This is a genomic window from Campylobacter sp. CNRCH_2016_3089 (assembly GCF_025772505.1).
GTDB classification, from domain to species: domain Bacteria; phylum Campylobacterota; class Campylobacteria; order Campylobacterales; family Campylobacteraceae; genus Campylobacter_D; species Campylobacter_D lari_D.
In genome coordinates this window covers 51,477-69,465 of record NZ_JAKMSF010000003.1, presented here as the reverse complement: position 1 = coordinate 69,465, position 17,989 = coordinate 51,477, and the positions used below count along the sequence as shown (strand labels likewise).

Genomic DNA, 17,989 nt, shown 5'->3' with positions numbered 1-17,989 from the left:
TCTTGATAAAATTTTATTTTGCATTAGAGTATTTTTCAAACTCTCCACTTTCATCGATTTCATTGCCATAAAGTTTGTGTAATTCATAATAGTATTTTACAAATTCTTTACACTCTTCATCAAGTGGTAAAAATACCTCATCTTCTAAAACACAAAATTCGTCTAAATAATTTTTAGCATCTTCTTTTAACATATAATGTCTTGCCAGCTTATAATAATTTTGCATAAACACAGCCTTAAAACTCTCGTAAGCTTCCTCATCAAATTTAATGTTTAATTTCTCATTTGCAAAAGATAACACCCCTGATTTAAACAGCAATGACAAATGAATCAAACCTTCTGTATAATAAGGCTTAACCTCCTCTACTCTTTGCCAAGCAATCAATCCTATGGCCCTTTTAATAAGCTCATAAAATACAGGAAGCTTTAAATCATCTTCTTCATGTAAAAAGAAATTCACAAGCCCACCCGCAGTAGCTTTAAACTCTTCTATATTTTTAAACACGCCACTTTCATTCATTTTCTTTTCACTATCATTTGCCACAAAGAAAATATGCCCAAACTCATGACCTATGGTAGAAACTTCATAAATTCTTTTCCATAATTTTTCATTGTAAAATAAAATTTCTCTACCATAATCTAAAAATTCTTTTTCAAATACCATAGAAGAAAGCTTCATAAAAGGCTTGGTTTTAGCATTTTCATAAACATAATTTAAAAAAGCAAAGATCTTTTTACCTGCTATATTGCTTACATACTCATCATTTGGCACTACTTGAGCAGAAAAAAGCCCCTTAAGCTCTGCTCCATAAAAAATCATAGGCATACAAATATAAAGCTGAGTTTTTTCAAGATTAAAATTCACTTCATCAAACAAAACTTCATTTTCTTCATCTAAATTTGCATACACCATCGCAAAGCTTTCTTTGATTTTATCTTTAAACTCGCTCCCATTAAAATCACTCACATCTTCTAAGCGTATATCCCACTCAAGTGCTACTGCATGTGTATAAGAGTCCTCATAGTATTCTAAAGGATGGCCAACTTGTAATGGACATTTTACTTCCATCCACGCAAGCTCTGCTTCTTGCCATTTTTTAACTACTTCATTATTATCTTTTTCACAAAATGCAAATTTTAATTTTTCTATATAATCAATATAAGCATTTTTTTCATCATCTAGCACACAATTTCTTAGTTTTTCTAAAAGTTTATCAAATTCATATTCAAGCTTTAAAACTTCATTTTCAAAAGCTTTTGCATAAGGTAAAAATCTCCAAAGTGTTCCTATTTTAACTAAAGCTCCATAGCTTCTTTCACAAATTTCACTATCTTGATTTAGCTGATAAAGCTCATTTTGTTTTAAAAACTCCAAAGCATCGCTTAAATTTGGAAATTGTTCTTTTAAGATTTTATTATTTGTATCTAAAATTTGCTTGCTCCAAACAAGCTCAAAAGAATTCATAACTACACCTATATTATGCACACCTTGAACTAGAGCCAAATAAAACTCATCAAGTAAATTTTTACTCTTAATCTCATCGATTAAATCTTGATGTTCTACTTCATAAAAGGCTCTTACTAAAGAAAAAACTTTATATTTTATTTGAGAAATTTCTTCTTCATTTAAACCTTTTTTCTCAAGTTCTTGGACTAAATTTTCCTCTTTTAAATCCACCAAACGACGCAACATTGCTAAAACATTGCTTTTTTCATTTTCAAGATTAGCTAGTTCTAAAGCTCTATCTATCAAAGGATGACTTTGATTAGTTTGAAGTATATTATAAAGACTATTGATATTTTGTTTCCTATTTTTCACAATTTTTGCTATTTGCTTAAAATCATTCATTTTTTACCTTTCTTTATTTTTAAAACTTAATTATAATGTTTTTTTTAAAACACAAGGAGAATGTATGAAAGATATGGGAGAACCTAAACTAAGAGTTATAGCTATGCCAAGCAATACAAACCCCGCTGGTAATATCTTTGGTGGTTGGATCATGTCACAAATTGATCTAGCTGGAGCCATTGCAGCAAGGGAGCTTTCTCCGCAAAGAGTAGTGACTGTAGCAGTGGATAAGATCATTTTTAAAGAACCAATTTTCGTAGGTGATTTGGTATCTTGCTATGCAAAAATCATCAAAGCAGGTAATACTTCTATCACCGTAGAAGTAGAAGTAGTTACCCAAAGAGCCAATGATTATGGCCGTGTATATTGCATGCATGTAACTTCAGCTGTGGTAACTTATGTAAGTGTAGATAAAGACGGAAATAAACTTCCTATTGATGCGGATTTAAAAAGATTGCACGGCTTTTGATATGTTTTATTGTATTTTCAAAAAAAATTTTATATCATCACAGAAAACTTTCTAAGGCTTATATATGCGCGGATATAAAATATTTTCTGGTTCAGCAAATGAGGAATTTGCTAAAAAAATCTCAAAATACCTTTCACTGCCTCTAAGCAATGCGGGTGTGAAGCGTTTTAGTGATGGTGAAATTAGCATTCAAATAGATGAAAGCGTGCGTGGTAAAGATGTGTTTATCATTCAAAGTACTTGTGCTCCAACAAATGATAATCTAATGGAACTTTTAATCATGACAGATGCTCTGCGTCGCTCAAGTGCAAGCTCTATCACAGCTATCATCCCTTATTTTGGTTACGCTAGACAAGATAGAAAAGCAAGTCCTAGGGTGCCTATTACTGCAAAATTAGTAGCAAATCTTATAGAATCAGCCGGTGTAGATAGAGTAGCTACCATAGACTTACATGCTGGACAAATTCAAGGCTTTTTTGATATACCTGTGGATAATCTTTATGGGAGTATTATTTTTAATGATTATATTAAAAATAAAAACTATAAAAATCCTATCATTGCAAGTCCTGATATAGGCGGTATAGCAAGAGCTAGGAGCGTAGCAAAAGCTTTAGGACTTGATATAGTTATAGTAGATAAAAGACGCGAAAAGGCTAATGAAAGCGAAGTAATGAATGTCATCGGTGATGTAAAAGATAAAGAAGTTATTTTGGTAGATGATATCATTGATACAGCAGGAACCATAGTAAAAGCTGCTGAAGTATTTAAAAGCAAAGGTGCAAAGTCAGTTATAGCTTGCTGTACCCACCCTGTGCTTAGTGGCGTAGCTTATGAAAGAATAGCCAAAGATGCGCTTGATGAGCTAGTAGTAACTGACACTATACCTTTAAAACAACAAATGGATAAAATCAAAGTCCTAAGCGTAGCACCTATTTTTGGTGAGGTAATACGCAGAGTTTATCATAATGAAAGTGTGAATTCTTTATTTGTATAAATTCTTTGCAAGGATAGCCTTGCAAAGAAAACTTATTTTAACTTAGATGACAAAAGATTATAATCCTTTTTAATATCTTTAAGTTTTAATGAATTTAATATTTTATTTTCAGTTTCGGCTGACCAATATATTTTTAATCTTTTCTTAGCTCTTGTTATAGCTGTATAAAATATATTATGTGTTATTTGTTCTTCTATTTCATCTGAAATAATTATAGAAACATTATCATATTCTAAACCTTGTGCTTTATGTATAGAAATAGCATAAGCTACTTGAAAAGGAATAGCATGCTCTTTTTCATCCTCTTCATCAGAATTTATTTCATCTACTCTAAAAGTAATTTCTGTATATTCATTATTAAATTTTTTAGTAATTTTAAAATCTTTTTCACTCTCTTCGCTTATATTTTTATAAACATTTACCACAAAAAAAGCACATCCTTTTCCTTTCTTTATGTCTACTATCGATCCTTTTAAGTTGTTGTGAATGACTTGTCCAAATCTTGAAGAGGATTCATTATTAAACAATATAGGATCGTCTATTTTATAATATAAGCTATTAAATTGAATGTATTGTTTAGGATTATTTTCTTGTAAAAGCCTATTTATATTATTTACACCATATAACCCACCATAATTAAGGCATAAAATAATCTCATCTTCTTTTTGCGTATTAAAATTAAAATTTTCTATTTTTTCAGATATTTTTTTCTTAGAAAGCTTTTCAAGTATATTTTCCCCTAGCTCTCTTACTTCTTTCCATAAATCTTGCAATCTTTCATCATTAGTTCTGTAAATATGTTTTAGCTCTATTTGCTTATCTTTAAAAAAGTTTTGAGCAAATAAAAACCAATTTCCAAAATCAATAGCTTCTATTTGATATACATCTCCAACACAAACCAAAACATCACATTTTACTTTATCTAAAAATTCAAACATATGTTTATTATCAATCGTACTACACTCATCAATAATCACAACATCATATACTTGCTCTTTTCTTTTTTTTACGCAAGAAGATACAACATTAAAACTCCATAATGGATTTTTTATTCTTCTTTTTATATTATCTAATGCTGTGTAAGTATTTGTCAAAAATAATATATTTTTATCTTTAAAAAAATTAGAAATATATTCTATTAATGTGGTTTTACCTGTTCCTGCTGCACCATATATCAATGCTAATTTTGAATCGCAAAACATTTTTTCTAGAAAATTCTTTTTTTCTTCACAATCTAAGTTGCTATTCTTTAGCCATTTTTCTATATCTTTTTGATAATTTTCTATGCCACTTTGGGTAAAATTTTTAAGCTTTAAAATAATATTTTTTATCGCTGTTTCATCTTCATTAATATATAAATATTTTTCATATAATATTTCTATATGTCTTTTTGGCTTATGGTCTTTATACTCAATAGAATCATTGTGTTTTCTAACTAGTTCTAAAATACTTTCTTTAGAAATTTGCCCAAAATCCTCAATATCCTTATATAAGTTTCCATGAATTTTAGAGTTATTTTTAATAGTTCTGGCTAATAATTCATGCTTTCTATCTTTCACATCTAAACACTCATATAAGTCAATTAATCTAGGATTATGCCCTGCCAAAGAAGTACAAAAAGGCATATCTTCAAAAGGTATGGAGGAATTTTTTAAATATAAATTTGATAATTTTTCATTAGCAAAATCACCTTTTTGATATTTTATAACAACATTATTCATACTATTTAATAAATAACTAAGGATATTTTTTCCTTTTTTATTATTTGTAATAATATCCCTTGTCTTATCAAGACATTTAAAAAAATCATTAAATTTATTTTCACTAAATTCATTCTTGATGTTTTGATATTCTATATCATTTAATTTTACAATATCTAGCAAGCTCAATTCATTGTATTTTAAAAATTGCATGATTCTCTCATACTTTGCATTTCTTGTAAAATTAACATTAGCTAATCCAAAAATAGCACAAAAATTCTTTAACTCACAAGGTCTTATGCTTACATTCCAATTGATTATTAATATAATGGGTATCTTAAATGATTTCAACCATATACTAGTATCATATAGTTTTAATTCAACAGCATAATTATCAGGAATATATTCTTTTGAAAAAGCTATGATTTTATCAAATTTACTTGTATAGTTTTTAGCTAATGCAAATGTTATCTCATAATATATTTTTTTATCTACAACAAATGGCTTGACTTTATGTATATAAAATTTATCAGTTCTTTCTCTTTCAAATACACTTGTATTATTGATTTTATTTACAACTCTTTCATAATATTGCAAACTTAGATTATCAAGCTTAATAGGAAATTCATATATATTTTGCAAGATATCTAAGTTTAAATTATTTTTACAAAATTGCTTTATTTTAATTAAAATAGAAATATATTTTAACATCAATCTTTCTGAAGTTTCCTCATCTGGAGTGTAATGTGAAGATGTTATTTGTAAAAAATTATGCATTTTTCTAATATTTACATATTTAGCTTTATCGCTTATATATACAATTGCAACTTTTATATTATCATAGTGACTACTAAAATTATTCTTTGTATCTCTATTGTAAATATACAAAGCAATATGCTCTATTAAATTCCTTAACTCATTAAGTATATTTTGAGATAAAAACCCTCTATCATCTTCATGTTTTTTTATATTTTTATTAAAATTTTGACTAATAACTATAATTTGTTCTAAAACAGATTTATCTCCCATCTTAATTCCTTAATAATGCTATATATTCACTTTGTTTTTCGTTTAAGACTTTAAAAGTGCTTATCATGTAAGAAAATTCATCATCACTTAAACTATAAAGTTCTTTAACTAATAAATCATTTTTTGCTCTTAAGACATCATAAGCTTTTTTAGTTTTTGGAATTTCATCATCTTTTATGTTAAATTCTTGTTTTAGCTCATCAAAATGATGATTTTTATCATTATAAAGCTGTAAAAGCAAGGCATTTTTAGCTAGGGTTTTATAGATTTCATTGTTTTGAATTTCTTTATCACTTGGTTGAGGCAGAGGAATTCTTTCTAAATAGGTTTTGCTTACATTGATTTGCACCATATTTCTTATGATAAAATCAACCACTAAAGAATTAAACAAAGCCAAAATAAATAAAATTCTTTCATAAGGCACTACATCTATACAAATTTCATCATCTTTTAAAATATACTGTTTTGGTGCATTTGCAAACATACTATGCCCAAAACCACAATTGTTTGGTAATAAAGAAGCTATCAAGGTTCTCTCATTAGTATCGCTTGCAACGGCTCTATAAGCAAGTCTAAAAAATTCTCTATCATATTTTATCAAATCAGGTTTTAGTTCTTTGCCGGTGGCCTTTTTAGCTCTTAAAAGTTCTTTGCTTTTTAAACGCTCATCAAATTTAGCCTTTTCTAAAAAATAAGTAGCTTGGCTAAAATTTGCATTAAATTGATGTATCATTTTACCTTCATATAAGGGCAAAAGTCCTTCCCTAAACTCTTCTATAAACAAATCTTTATCACTAGTCATATTTAATTCTTGTCTAAAATCTATATAATCAAAAGACAAGGTTTGAAAAGTATTGTAGCATTTTCTTAGAATTTCTAAGGCTTGTTTGTCTTTTAGCTCCATTAAGGCTAAGTGAGTTGGACTTAGCTTTTTGATATCTTCTAAGCTTAGAGTTAAAATTTCATCTTTGTTTTTTAGTGAGTTTATATCTGTTTTATAAAACATTGTTTTGATTTTATGAGTGTGATTTGCTTGCGTGTTTTTTATAAGCATAAGAGCAAATTTATAGCTTCTATGAACATCTATAAAGATAGCTTTGTTGTTTTCAAAACTATAAAAATACTCTAAAGTTTTATTTTCTAAAATTTCTTTTCTTAAAGTCAAGCTTCCATCTTCAAACATCAAAGCACTAGGAAGCACATAAGCTAAATTTCCATCTTGTTTTAAAAGAGAAAGATTTTTTTCTACAAAAAGACGAAATAAATTAATATCTTTTGTTAAAGAATTAGACATAAATGTGTTTTTATAATAAACATTAATTACATCTATATATGCTTTTTGTTTTTCATAATTTTGCTTTATATAATCTTTCGCTAGCAAATTGTCTTGAATTTCTTTTTTCTTGCTAGCGATTAAGCTTCTATAATCGCTTTTATATTGTGGAAAGAAATCATTGTCACTAAATTCTGATTTATCCCAAGGTGGATTACCTATGATGATATCAAAGCCTTTAAAGACTTGATTTTCTATGATTTCAGGAAATTCTAACTCATAATTAAAGAAGTTAAATTCTTTTTGATATTTGCTAATGATAGCTTTTGCTTGTTTATTTTGGCTTAAATTTTGTATATCATCTTGACTTAGGGCTTTTAGAATTTGTAATTCTTCTTTGTTAGCAAAATGAAGTGAGTTAATATAGTTTAGATATAAATTTAACTTATCAAGTTTTGGTGTGATTTCATTTTGATAGATTTGTTTGGATTGTTTGATTTGTTCTTCGTTGGTATCTTGTAGATTATCAAGCTTTTCAAATACTTCTTGTAAAATTTCAAATTCTTGAGTAATGGAATTTGTGAAAATATTTTCTTTATTTTGCTTTATTAAATTTTCAAAATCACTTATACTTGAGCCTAGCAAAGCATTGCCACATTTTATGTGATGTTCTATAAAAGAAAGTGGGGTTCCAAAGATAAAACTATCTATCCAAAGACTAAGCTTAGTAAGCTCTATACTAAATGGATTTAAATCCACTCCATAAATAATGCGTTTTAACAAAAGTCGTTTTAAAACATCACTTTCATCTAACTCATAATCTTGCGTGAAATCTTTTATATGATTTGCGATATTTTCTTTTTCTTGTTCGTGGAGTTGCTTTAAATTTGTAAAATGTTCAAAATCCGATAAAACAATATGCGTGATAGCATTTAAAACCGCAACTAAAAAATGCCCACTACCGCAAGCATTGTCTAGAATTTTAAATTTCAAAATGTTTTCATTGTTTAGTTTGTCTTTTAAAGCACTTTGGATTAAAAAATTAGCTATGGATTGAGGTGTATAAAAGCTTGCACTTGCTTTTCTTGAGTTGCTAGTATTTTTTAGATAAATTTGTCCTTCTCTATAAAAAGTGTATTTTTCTAATTTTTTTGATTTTTCTAAAATTTTAAAGTCATAATTATCAAAATAACACTCTATTTCTTTTGATTTTTCTTTATAGCTTACATAGTAAATATCTTCATTTGCTACTTCAAAAAAGTAAGAAAGCAAGCCTTCATAAATCGTGCCTAAATGCTCTATACTTAAGGTTTTATAATCTCTTTTAAAAGTTAAATTTTTATCTTTGTAGTATAATAATTGTTCTAAAATTTTCTTCAAGTCTTTATCGCTGAAAATCTTTGGTGTGTTTAAAAGAGTGGTTTTGCTCTCATCAAACAACCCACCATTGAAAACAGGCATGTCAAAATTGCCTTTGCCTTTATTATAAATTTGAAATATCATTTCTAAATCACCAAAGCCAGCACTTGAGCTTTCATCATCGCTTAAATTTTGCAATAAAGTTTTTATGCTAATTTTGCTTTTGAAGTATTTATGCTTTTCTAAGATATTTTCAAATTTATCTTCAAAATAAGCAATAAATAAAAGCCTAAACACAAAATATAAAGAATTTTCATAGATTAGCTTTAAATCAGCTTTAGTTTTGTTATAAATCTTAGAACCTATAAATTCAAATAAAGATTCATTGCCATTAGTTCCATAGATGATAGATTTTAAATCATCTTCTATTTTTATTTTTGATTCTTTATTAACTTGTAAAGATTTTTCTATGTGTTTTTCTTCCGTATAACTTGCTGAAGCAAAAATACTATAAAAATACGCAAAAGCTTGGTAGTTTTTATCTTTTATGATTTGTTCTAAATTTATCTCATAAAATACCTTGTTTGCACTAAGTGTAGAGTTATCATAAAAACGCCAAAATCTACCATTAGTTAAAAAGCCATAATTTTTCTTAAGATTACTAAGATATCTTAAAATTTGAAAATGGGGATTTTCTTTTACTTTTTTATTATCTATTTGCACATTATAGGCTTTTGATTCCATGATGATAGTAAATTCATTACTTGATTTTTTTGTTTCTTTGTCTAAATTTTCATAATTTACTTTTATATTTTCATCACTAAAAAGCAAAAAATCGGGCTTTTCTAATTTACCCTGTATGATCTTTTCATCTTGTCTTATAAATTTCCACCCTAAAATGTCTAACACTTTTGATATAAATTCATCTTCAAATTGATGTTCGTTATAATTTTGAAAATTTCTTTGAGTGGCGTTGTATAGACAGATTATATTATCTAAGGTCGTTTTATATGTGTTTTCATTTTTAGTAAAATTATAAATATTTGGAAAATCCACCTCTAGAGCATAGTTGGTAAAAAGATTATTATCAAGATATTTTTTAATTTCTTCATAAAAATTCATAGAACAGCCTTAGTATTTTTTTAAAATGATAACAAAAAGAACTTTTTAAAATGCTAAGAAATACTATCAAGCTTTATAATGAATTTAAATTTAGAATTAATAAAAACCTTACCATCTATCTAAAAAGAAGCCTTCCTTGAAGTCCTATCAATAATAAGAAACCTTTGATGAAATTAAATTATTAAAATACTAAATTCTAATAAATTGATATATGAAAGATTAAATTTGGTGGAGACGAGGGGAATTGAACCCCTGTCCAAAAATAAAACAACCACGGCATCTACATGCTTAGCAAAGGTGAAAATTTCATCTAGCCAAACTCACCTTCCAAAATTTCAAGCTAGACTAAGACTTTAACTTCAATCAAAACTTGTCAAATTTCAATCTACACTATCAAAAATGACCAAATTCTAAGCTAGATAGTATCACTTAAAATTCAGGCTCAACTGAACTTACGCAGCTTTAGCGTAAGCAGGAGCAAATTTAACGTTGTTTGCGTTTAATTTTAATTTGAGCTTTATACGCTTTGCTCAAAGCGACATGCCACCAAGGCCACTCTACTCCTGTCGAAGCCAAGTCGTCCCCGTTATTTAGAAATTTTATCAGGAACATTTGCAATTTGAGGGTTAAATACGCTTAAAAAAGAAGCATTTTTTTCATAATCACTGCAATATCTATCAAGCTGCTCACCCACTAAAAACATCCAATCCACAAATTCATCGCTAGCAGGCCCATCAAATTTAGCTGCTTCTTGCATAATTTCCTCACAAAATGTGCAAAAATTTGCAATCTCATCTAAATTTAATCTTTTAGCAGCCCAAACTACATTGTGGATATTTTGCTCTAAGTCTTTTAAAGCTTCTTTGTATTTTGAGCTATCACTGCTTAGCTTTACTATCAAAGGCTCTAAAACATCACAAAGACTTCTAAAAAAATACAAAAAACGCTCGATTTCTTCAAGCTCGTAATCTAACTCTAATTGCTCTAAAATTCCCATAAAAACTTCTATAATCTAAGTTTAAATGTTTATTTTAGCAAATTTTAGATAAAATTAAAATTTCTTAGCAAAATAAAATGGAAAAAATATGGATAGAATCGTAGAGATTGAAAAATTCTCCCCTGATGAAACTTATGAAACAAGCCTTAGACCTTCAAATTTTGATGGCTACATAGGACAAGAAAACATTAAAAAAAATTTAGAAATTTTTATTAAAGCTGCTAAAAAAAGAAATGAATGTCTCGATCATATCCTTTTTAGTGGGCCTGCAGGACTTGGTAAGACAACTTTAGCAAACATTATCTCATATGAAATGAATGCAAATATCAAAACTACCGCTGCACCCATGATAGAAAAAAGCGGGGACTTAGCTGCGATTTTAACTAATCTTAGCGAGGGAGATATTTTATTTATCGATGAAATTCATCGCTTAAGTCCCGCCATAGAAGAAGTACTTTACCCTGCTATGGAGGATTTTCGTCTTGATATTATCATCGGTAGTGGCCCTGCTGCACAAACGATAAAAATCGATTTACCCAAATTTACTTTAATAGGTGCTACTACAAGAGCAGGTATGCTAAGTAATCCTTTACGCGATCGCTTTGGTATGCAATTTCGCTTGGAATTTTATAAAAATGAAGAGCTTGCTATCATTTTAGAAAAAGCAGCTCTAAAGCTTAATAAAACTTGTGAAAAAAAAGCTTCTTTAGAAATAGCCAAACGCAGTCGCTCAACCCCAAGAATAGCATTAAGATTGCTTAAGCGTGTAAGAGACTTTGCTGATGTAAATGATGAAGAAATCATTAGCGAAAAAAGAGCTAAACAAGCACTTGATTCCTTAGGGGTAAATGAGCTTGGTTTTGACGCGATGGATTTGCGGTATTTAGAGCTTTTAACTGAAGCTAAAAGAAAACCTATAGGACTTTCTAGTATAGCTGCAGCATTAAGTGAAGATGAAAATACCATAGAAGATGTGATAGAGCCATATTTACTAGCAAATGGCTATATAGAAAGAACAGCCAAAGGTCGCATTGCAAGCTTAAAAAGCTTTGATGTTTTAAAATTAAAATATAACAAAGGTTTATTTGATGAAAAGTAGTAATTTTTTCTTGATTAGTTTTATTTTGATCATTTTATTTTGGGTACTTTTTTTGTTTAAACCTTTTTTGATGAATATAGCCATAGCAAGTTTAATGGCTGTTTCTACTTCTAATGTTAATGTTAAATTTTTAAGTATTTTCAAAGGTAAAAAAGTCGTTGCTGCAGCAGCTACTACTGCTTTTATGCTAGCTTTATTTTTTATCCCTTTTGTATATGCTATTATAGAACTAGCAAAGGCTGCAAAAGGTTTTGATATAAGCTATTTTCACAATACCATAGAATATTTTAAAAATTATTCCCTACACCTACCCGAATCTTTAAGTTTTATAGAACCTAAAATCAAAGAAGCATTAGCAAGTATTGACTTAAATTCTATCTCTAAAAATGTTTTAACCTATCTTTCAAGCGCAACTAAATTTGGCACTAAATTTCTAACTGATATGGTATTAATTTGCGTATTTTATTTCTTTGCTAATCTTTATGGAGCCCAACTCATTGGCTATATAAAAACCATAGTGCCTATGAAAAAAGAAGAAACTCAAGGCATTTTAAGTGAAGTGAGTAATGTAATGTCTGTGGTGTTTTATTCTATGGTGCTAAATGCCATTTTACAAGGGGTGCTTTTTGCTATCATTACTAAATTTTATGGTTATGATGCGATTTTAATGGGAATATTATTTTGCTTTAGCTCTTTAATCCCTGTGGTAGGTGGGGCCTTAGTTTATGTGCCTGTCTCTTTATATGAATTTGCAAATAATAATCTAAGCGGTGCTTTAGTGATTTTCATTTATAGCGTGGTAATGATATCTTTTATCGCAGATACTTTAGTAAAACCCTATATCATTAAATGGATCAATGAAAAACTTGTTCAAATTCCAACACAAATTAACGAACTTTTAATTTTCTTTGCGATGATAGCAGGAATTTCAAGTTTTGGCTTTTGGGGTATTATCCTTGGACCTGCTATTTTAACTTTCTTTATTTCTACTTTAAAATTATATGTGATTTTAAAAGAAAAGCATTTTGTATAAAAGCGATTATTTTTCAATAATTGCTAAAATTTCTTCTTCGCTTGTAAATTTTTTATTGTATTTAATCACTAAAAATTTAGAGTTTTTATACACATCTAAAACTCCATTTATGCCTTTAATCATATTTAAATCATGTTTTGTTTCTAAAGATAAATAGACATTTTTAAAATCTGCCGGACTTTGTAAAAACAAAAGCAACACAAACCAAATTACAGACAAAGCTATCAAAATAAAAGCAAGAGCAACTAAACTAAAATGGTGTAAAAAATACCCTCCAACGACACCACCTAAAAAGCTTCCAAAATAGCCAAAAGCATTAAACACACCCAAAGCTGCACCTTTTTCATTTACCTTAGCAAATTTACTCGCACAGCTTTGCATAATAGGCTCATGTAAATTAAATCCTATAAAAAACACTACAACACCCACCATAAACACTAAAGCATTATGCGAAAAAGCAAATATAATATAAGCAATGATAAAAAATGCCACACCTAAAAGCAATATCTCTTTACTTAAGCCTCTTTTTTCTCCCAAAGATCCTGATAAACCCATAGCTAAAAACCCAAGCACCATAGAGCTAACATAAACATGCCATAAATTCTCACTTGGATAATTAAACTCATGCACCAAAACCAAAGGAATACTTAAAAACGCAATACTCATAAGCATTTTTTGCATACAATTAGTAAGATTCATCAAAGCTAAGTTTTTTTCTTTTAAAAGTTTTTTTAATGGGGTTTTAGTATTTTCATGTACTATTGTATGCTCTTTTGGCACAACGCTAAATAAAAGCACGATACAAATTAGACTTAAAATGGCACTTAAATCAAACAAACTAGAAAGTCCGAATTTAGCACTCATTAAAGGAGAAAGCACTAAAGAAGCTGCAAAAGAAAGTCCTATAAATGAACCCATGATAGCCATAGCCTTACCACGATTTTCTTCATTGATAAAATCACTTATCATAGCAGTAGCTACTGCTCCTATGGCTCCTGCACCTTGTAAAAGCCTTCCAAACATCATCGTATAAATATCATCAGCATATGAACACACCAAAGAACCTATGATAAACACCACAAGTCCTATTAGCATAGTTTTTTTACGCCCTATTTTATCTGAAATAATACCAAAAGGAACTTGCAATGCCATTTGAGTTAGAGCATACACACCTACTAAAAGCCCTACTAAAAACTCATTAGCTCCTTTTAAATTTAAAGCATATAAACTTAAAACCGGCAAAACTATAAACAATCCAAAAAATCTAGTTCCTACAATAAAAGACAAAGGTAAAACAGTTTTTAACATCTTTTCTCCTTATAAAGGATAATTTTACTATGATTTTGATAAACTTTTTTTAAAGTCAAAACAAAAAGAGTAATTTATGAAGAAAAAATTAAAAATCATTCTAGCAACTTCTAATACACACAAAGTAGAAGAAATCAAAAAATTTTTAACTACTTATGAAATTTATGCCTTAAATGAAATCATCACCCCTTTTGAAATCATCGAAGATGGCATAAGTTTTAAAGAAAATGCTTTGATAAAATCTAAAGCTATTTTTAATGCTTTAGGCAAAAAACAAAATGAATTTATCACCTTAAGTGATGACAGTGGTATAAGCGTAGAGGCTTTAGACAATGCGCCAGGGATTTTTTCTGCAAGATACTCTCAAGAAGGCACTGATGAGGCCAATAGAAACAAACTCATCCAAGCCCTACATGAAAAAAATCTACATCAAAGCAAAGCTTTTTACACTGCAGCCATAGCCATAAGCTCAAAATATGGACATTTTAGCACGCATGGATATATGCATGGCCTTGCTATTGATACTCCAAGGGGCAATAATGGCTTTGGATATGATCCTTTATTTATTCCAAAAGGTTTTGATAAAACCTTAGGTGAATTAGACGAGCAAGTAAAATTAAAAATTTCACACCGCTCACAAGCACTAATGTTTGCTACTTATATCTTAAGGGTATTAGAAAAAATGGAGTATTGATGAAACAATTTATAAAATATATGCTTATTGCTTTTGGTGTTTATGTGATTTGGATTTTACTTTATTTTAATTTTGCTTTAAAATAATGATAAGTTAAAATAAAACTTGGCAATAAAAAAAGCGAGCCAAATAAAAGCAAGCTCATAGCTAAAACCGTAAGCAAACCAAAATAAATCGTCGGGATAAAATTACTGCTAATCATCACTAAAAAACCTAGAATAATCGTAACACTAGTATAATAAATTGCACTTCCTATACCCATATGTGAAGCTTTTATAGCCTCTTCTAAGCTTTTATGTTTTAATTCTTCTTTAAAACGATGAATATAATGAATCATATCATCAACCCCTATTCCTATACAAATAGCAGCTATGGTAATACTCATAATATCAAGTGGTATATTTAAAATACCCATTAAGCCAAATACTAAAGCCAAAGGTATGAGATTAGCTAAAATCGCCACAAAAGCATAAACAAAACTTCTAAAAATCACCACAAACAAAGCAAAAATCACAAGCACCACAAAGGCTAAAGTGTCAAATTGTGATGAAAAAAGACTTTGAAGCATATTATTATACAAAGGCATAATACCACTGATTTTAACCTCTACATTATCATTTTGCAAAAGTTCTTTTAAGTCTTTTTCAAGCTGTTTTAAAAAAGCATCGCGTCTTAAATTTGGATCACTATCTAGCATACGCACGCTAAATCGCAACTCATTATTTTCTACACTTACAAAAGGGGTTAAAACTTGCTTTTTAAAATTCTCATCTAAATTTTCATATAAAAATGCTAGAGCAAAATCATCTAAAGTCTTACCATCATTAATGCTTTTTCCAAGCTCTAGCAAACTTTGTAAGCTAAGCACAGAACCTACATATTTTTGCTTACTTAAAAACTCATGAACCTTAGCAGCTATTCTTGTTTTTTCACTACTAAAAAAATATCTATCATCTTTGGATAAATCATCAAATTCTTGTTCAAACTCATCTAAGCTTTCATTTTGTTTTGGATTTTGCTTAAATTTGACAATCACATCTAAAGGCATAGTTCCACCTAGCTCTTTATCTATAATCAACAAACCTTGTTTAATCCTAGAACTATCTTTAAAATAACTCACAAAACTATTTTCTACTTTAATTTGCAAAATTCCATACAAAGCAAAAGCCACACAAAATAAACTTATACCATAGATAAATTTTCTATGTTTTAAACTTACATTTGCACAAAAACTTAAAAATTTCAACGAATTTTGATTAAGCTCTTTAAAATTTAAACGCGGCATTAATACTAAAATACTTGCAAAATAAATATAAGCTAAAATCAAACTCACACTGATGCCAAGGCTCATCATAATACCGAGTTTGATAATAGGCTCAATATCTGAAAAAACAAAACTTAAAAACCCAACAACCGTGGTTAAAATAGCAAAAAAACTAGGACTTGCTTTATCAAGTAAGGTTGAGAGTAAAAGCTTATAAACGCTAGTTTTTGGGTGTTTGTGTAAATTTTCTATAAAATGCACGATTAAGTGTATCACAACAGAAACAGTGATAATGAGTACCAAAGCTACATAGTTTGAAGACACCACAGTAATATCAAAGCCCAAAAGCGCGAAAATCCCACTTGAAGTAAAAAGCGAAACCACACAAATTCCCAAAGCCAAAAACACTAAACGCAAAGAGCCAAAAAACCACCAAAGTGCTATAAATAAAAGCCCTATTAAACTAAGTCCATAAATTTTTAAATCACTTTTTACATAATTAATCATATCATTAGCGATCATTTCAACACCACCAAGGTGTAAAAAGTCTCCATTTTGACTATATTTAGATACTATTTTAGTAATTTCTTCTAATCTTTTTGCACTAAATTCCCTTGAGCTTTCTTGGTACTTTTTAATCAAGGCTCTAAAATGCTCTTTTTCATTTTTACTTTTTGCACTATCTCTTGAATTAATCAAGTCATTATAAACAAGATCAGGCGCTAGATAAATCAAAATTCCTGTTGTTTTTCCATCTTTTGAGATGATATTATTTTTATAAAAGGGTTGATTTAAAATTTCTTTTTTAGCTAGATTAACATCCACATCTTGACTAAAAATATTAGGTATATTTTGGATAAGCTCTTTTAATTCTTTACCTTTAGAACTTGCAAGTAAAGGCGCATTAGTGATAGAAAGTACCTTTTGCACACCATTGATTTTTTCTAAATCAAGGGTTAAGTTTTTGATAGTTTCTAAATTTTCTTTAGCAAAAATATCTTTATTTTTAGGAGCAAAAGCAAGCATTAAAAAATTATCATTGCCATAACGTGCTGAAACTTCTCTATATAGTTTCAAACCCTCATCATGCTCTAAAAGCAAGCTTTCAGCACTTGCATCAACACTTAAATTTTTAGCAAAAAAACTAAAAAATATACAAAAGATTAAAGTAATCCCCAAAGTTAGCTTTGGGAAATTAAGAAAGATTTTTAAAATTTTACTTAGCATTATTTAGAAAAATCAACACTAGAAAGCTTTTCAAGCAAGGTTTTAAAATCACCATTTTGTAAGACATCTTTAAATTGTGAGCGATAAGTTTGTATAATACTTATACCAAAAATATCCACATCATAAATTTGCCAGTCATTATTTTTATCATAAAATTTAAAGATTACAAAATTTTCTTTACCATCTACTATCATAGAAGTTTTTAAAAAGGCTCTTTTATTTTTTTCTTCTAAATTAATCACTTTTAATTTTTGAGAATCATACAAAGCAAGCTTATCTGTGAAACTTTTTTTAAGGTTTTTTTCAAAAGCTTTGTTAAATTCATTTTTTTCATTTTCACTTAATTTTTCATATCTTGTAGAAAGACTAAGCTTAGCCATAAGTTCATAATCAAAAACACCATCAAATAAAGCAAAGATTTTTTCCGCTGCTTTAGCTTTATCGTTTTTATTTTGATCTAGAATTTTTAAGCTCTCATCAATTTTTTCTTGCATGGTTTTAGAAATATCTTGCAAATTTAAAGCAAAAGCAAATACTACGCTAAAAAACAAAGCTATGATTTTTTTCATTTT

The 17,989-nt window shown here is 28.7% G+C and carries 12 protein-coding genes and 1 other RNA gene; 5 read left to right on the top strand and 8 right to left on the bottom strand.

Annotated elements, in window-relative coordinates; genetic code table 11:
• Positions 1–13: 13 nt before the first annotated feature.
• On the bottom strand, positions 14–1,849 hold the full coding sequence (gene ciaB, locus L8W69_RS02655) for an invasion protein CiaB (protein WP_263666376.1): 1,836 nt from the start codon (positions 1,847–1,849) through the stop codon (positions 14–16).
• A 64-nt stretch (positions 1,850–1,913) separates the two neighbouring features.
• Between ciaB and L8W69_RS02650 the strand changes: the two genes are divergently transcribed.
• Together L8W69_RS02650 and L8W69_RS02645 are read left to right on the top strand one after the other, a co-directional pair.
• Positions 1,914–2,318: an acyl-CoA thioesterase gene (locus L8W69_RS02650; protein ID WP_133319755.1), complete on the top strand. Its 405-nt coding sequence runs from the start codon at positions 1,914–1,916 to the stop codon at positions 2,316–2,318.
• A gap of 64 nt (positions 2,319–2,382) precedes the next feature.
• Complete coding sequence (locus tag L8W69_RS02645) at positions 2,383–3,312, top strand: ribose-phosphate pyrophosphokinase (RefSeq protein WP_039619082.1); 930 nt, start codon at positions 2,383–2,385, stop codon at positions 3,310–3,312.
• A 32-nt stretch (positions 3,313–3,344) separates the two neighbouring features.
• Here the strand turns inward: L8W69_RS02645 and L8W69_RS02640 are convergent, their stop codons facing one another.
• The 4 genes from L8W69_RS02640 to L8W69_RS02625 form a co-directional block, all read right to left on the bottom strand.
• Positions 3,345–6,041, bottom strand: coding sequence for an AAA family ATPase (locus L8W69_RS02640; protein ID WP_263666375.1), 2,697 nt, complete (start codon positions 6,039–6,041; stop codon positions 3,345–3,347).
• Position 6,042: 1 nt separating this feature from the next.
• The gene (locus L8W69_RS02635) at positions 6,043–9,795 is read right to left on the bottom strand and encodes a class I SAM-dependent DNA methyltransferase (RefSeq protein WP_263666374.1); all 3,753 of its coding nucleotides are present in this window, start codon (positions 9,793–9,795) and stop codon (positions 6,043–6,045) included.
• Positions 9,796–10,021: 226 nt separating this feature from the next.
• Positions 10,022–10,380: a transfer-messenger RNA gene (ssrA, locus tag L8W69_RS02630) on the bottom strand.
• Position 10,381: 1 nt separating this feature from the next.
• Positions 10,382–10,792 carry a hypothetical protein gene (locus tag L8W69_RS02625; protein WP_039619086.1) on the bottom strand — a complete coding sequence of 137 codons (411 nt, stop codon included), beginning with the start codon at positions 10,790–10,792 and terminating at the stop codon, positions 10,382–10,384.
• A gap of 88 nt (positions 10,793–10,880) precedes the next feature.
• Between L8W69_RS02625 and ruvB the strand changes: the two genes are divergently transcribed.
• Together ruvB and L8W69_RS02615 are read left to right on the top strand one after the other, a co-directional pair.
• A complete protein-coding gene (gene ruvB / locus L8W69_RS02620; protein ID WP_220566281.1) occupies positions 10,881–11,891 on the top strand; it encodes a Holliday junction branch migration DNA helicase RuvB in 1,011 nt (336 codons plus the stop codon).
• On the top strand, positions 11,881–12,924 hold the full coding sequence (locus L8W69_RS02615; protein ID WP_263661257.1) for an AI-2E family transporter: 1,044 nt from the start codon (positions 11,881–11,883) through the stop codon (positions 12,922–12,924). Before ruvB ends, L8W69_RS02615 begins: the two co-directional genes overlap by 11 nt.
• Before the next feature lie 6 nt (positions 12,925–12,930).
• Here L8W69_RS02615 and L8W69_RS02610 read toward each other — a convergent pair whose 3' ends face one another.
• A complete protein-coding gene (locus L8W69_RS02610) occupies positions 12,931–14,232 on the bottom strand; it encodes an MFS transporter (protein ID WP_257928795.1) in 1,302 nt (433 codons plus the stop codon).
• 76 nt (positions 14,233–14,308) lie between these two features.
• Between L8W69_RS02610 and L8W69_RS02605 the strand changes: the two genes are divergently transcribed.
• Complete coding sequence (locus L8W69_RS02605) at positions 14,309–14,926, top strand: non-canonical purine NTP pyrophosphatase (RefSeq protein ID WP_263661258.1); 618 nt, start codon at positions 14,309–14,311, stop codon at positions 14,924–14,926.
• Between the two features lie 61 nt (positions 14,927–14,987).
• Here L8W69_RS02605 and L8W69_RS02600 read toward each other — a convergent pair whose 3' ends face one another.
• Together L8W69_RS02600 and L8W69_RS02595 are read right to left on the bottom strand one after the other, a co-directional pair.
• Entirely contained in the window at positions 14,988–17,417 is a 2,430-nt protein-coding gene (locus L8W69_RS02600; protein ID WP_263661259.1) for an efflux RND transporter permease subunit, read from the bottom strand.
• A complete protein-coding gene (locus L8W69_RS02595) occupies positions 17,417–17,986 on the bottom strand; it encodes an ABC transporter substrate-binding protein (protein WP_258108135.1) in 570 nt (189 codons plus the stop codon). Before L8W69_RS02595 ends, L8W69_RS02600 begins: the two co-directional genes overlap by 1 nt.
• Between the last annotated feature and the right edge of the window lie 3 nt (positions 17,987–17,989).

Bases quoted from the DNA above. Each gene is read 5' to 3' on its own strand.
- ciaB (WP_263666376.1), bottom strand. From the start codon at position 1,849: ATGAATGATTTTAAGCAAATAGCAAAAATTGTGAAAAATAGGAAACAA.
- L8W69_RS02650 (WP_133319755.1), top strand. From the start codon at position 1,914: ATGAAAGATATGGGAGAACCTAAACTAAGAGTTATAGCTATGCCAAGC.
- L8W69_RS02645 (WP_039619082.1), top strand. From the start codon at position 2,383: ATGCGCGGATATAAAATATTTTCTGGTTCAGCAAATGAGGAATTTGCT.
- L8W69_RS02640 (WP_263666375.1), bottom strand. From the start codon at position 6,041: ATGGGAGATAAATCTGTTTTAGAACAAATTATAGTTATTAGTCAAAAT.
- L8W69_RS02635 (WP_263666374.1), bottom strand. From the start codon at position 9,795: ATGAATTTTTATGAAGAAATTAAAAAATATCTTGATAATAATCTTTTT.
- L8W69_RS02625 (WP_039619086.1), bottom strand. From the start codon at position 10,792: ATGGGAATTTTAGAGCAATTAGAGTTAGATTACGAGCTTGAAGAAATC.
- ruvB (WP_220566281.1), top strand. From the start codon at position 10,881: ATGGATAGAATCGTAGAGATTGAAAAATTCTCCCCTGATGAAACTTAT.
- L8W69_RS02615 (WP_263661257.1), top strand. From the start codon at position 11,881: ATGAAAAGTAGTAATTTTTTCTTGATTAGTTTTATTTTGATCATTTTA.
- L8W69_RS02610 (WP_257928795.1), bottom strand. From the start codon at position 14,232: ATGTTAAAAACTGTTTTACCTTTGTCTTTTATTGTAGGAACTAGATTT.
- L8W69_RS02605 (WP_263661258.1), top strand. From the start codon at position 14,309: ATGAAGAAAAAATTAAAAATCATTCTAGCAACTTCTAATACACACAAA.
- L8W69_RS02600 (WP_263661259.1), bottom strand. From the start codon at position 17,417: ATGCTAAGTAAAATTTTAAAAATCTTTCTTAATTTCCCAAAGCTAACT.
- L8W69_RS02595 (WP_258108135.1), bottom strand. From the start codon at position 17,986: ATGAAAAAAATCATAGCTTTGTTTTTTAGCGTAGTATTTGCTTTTGCT.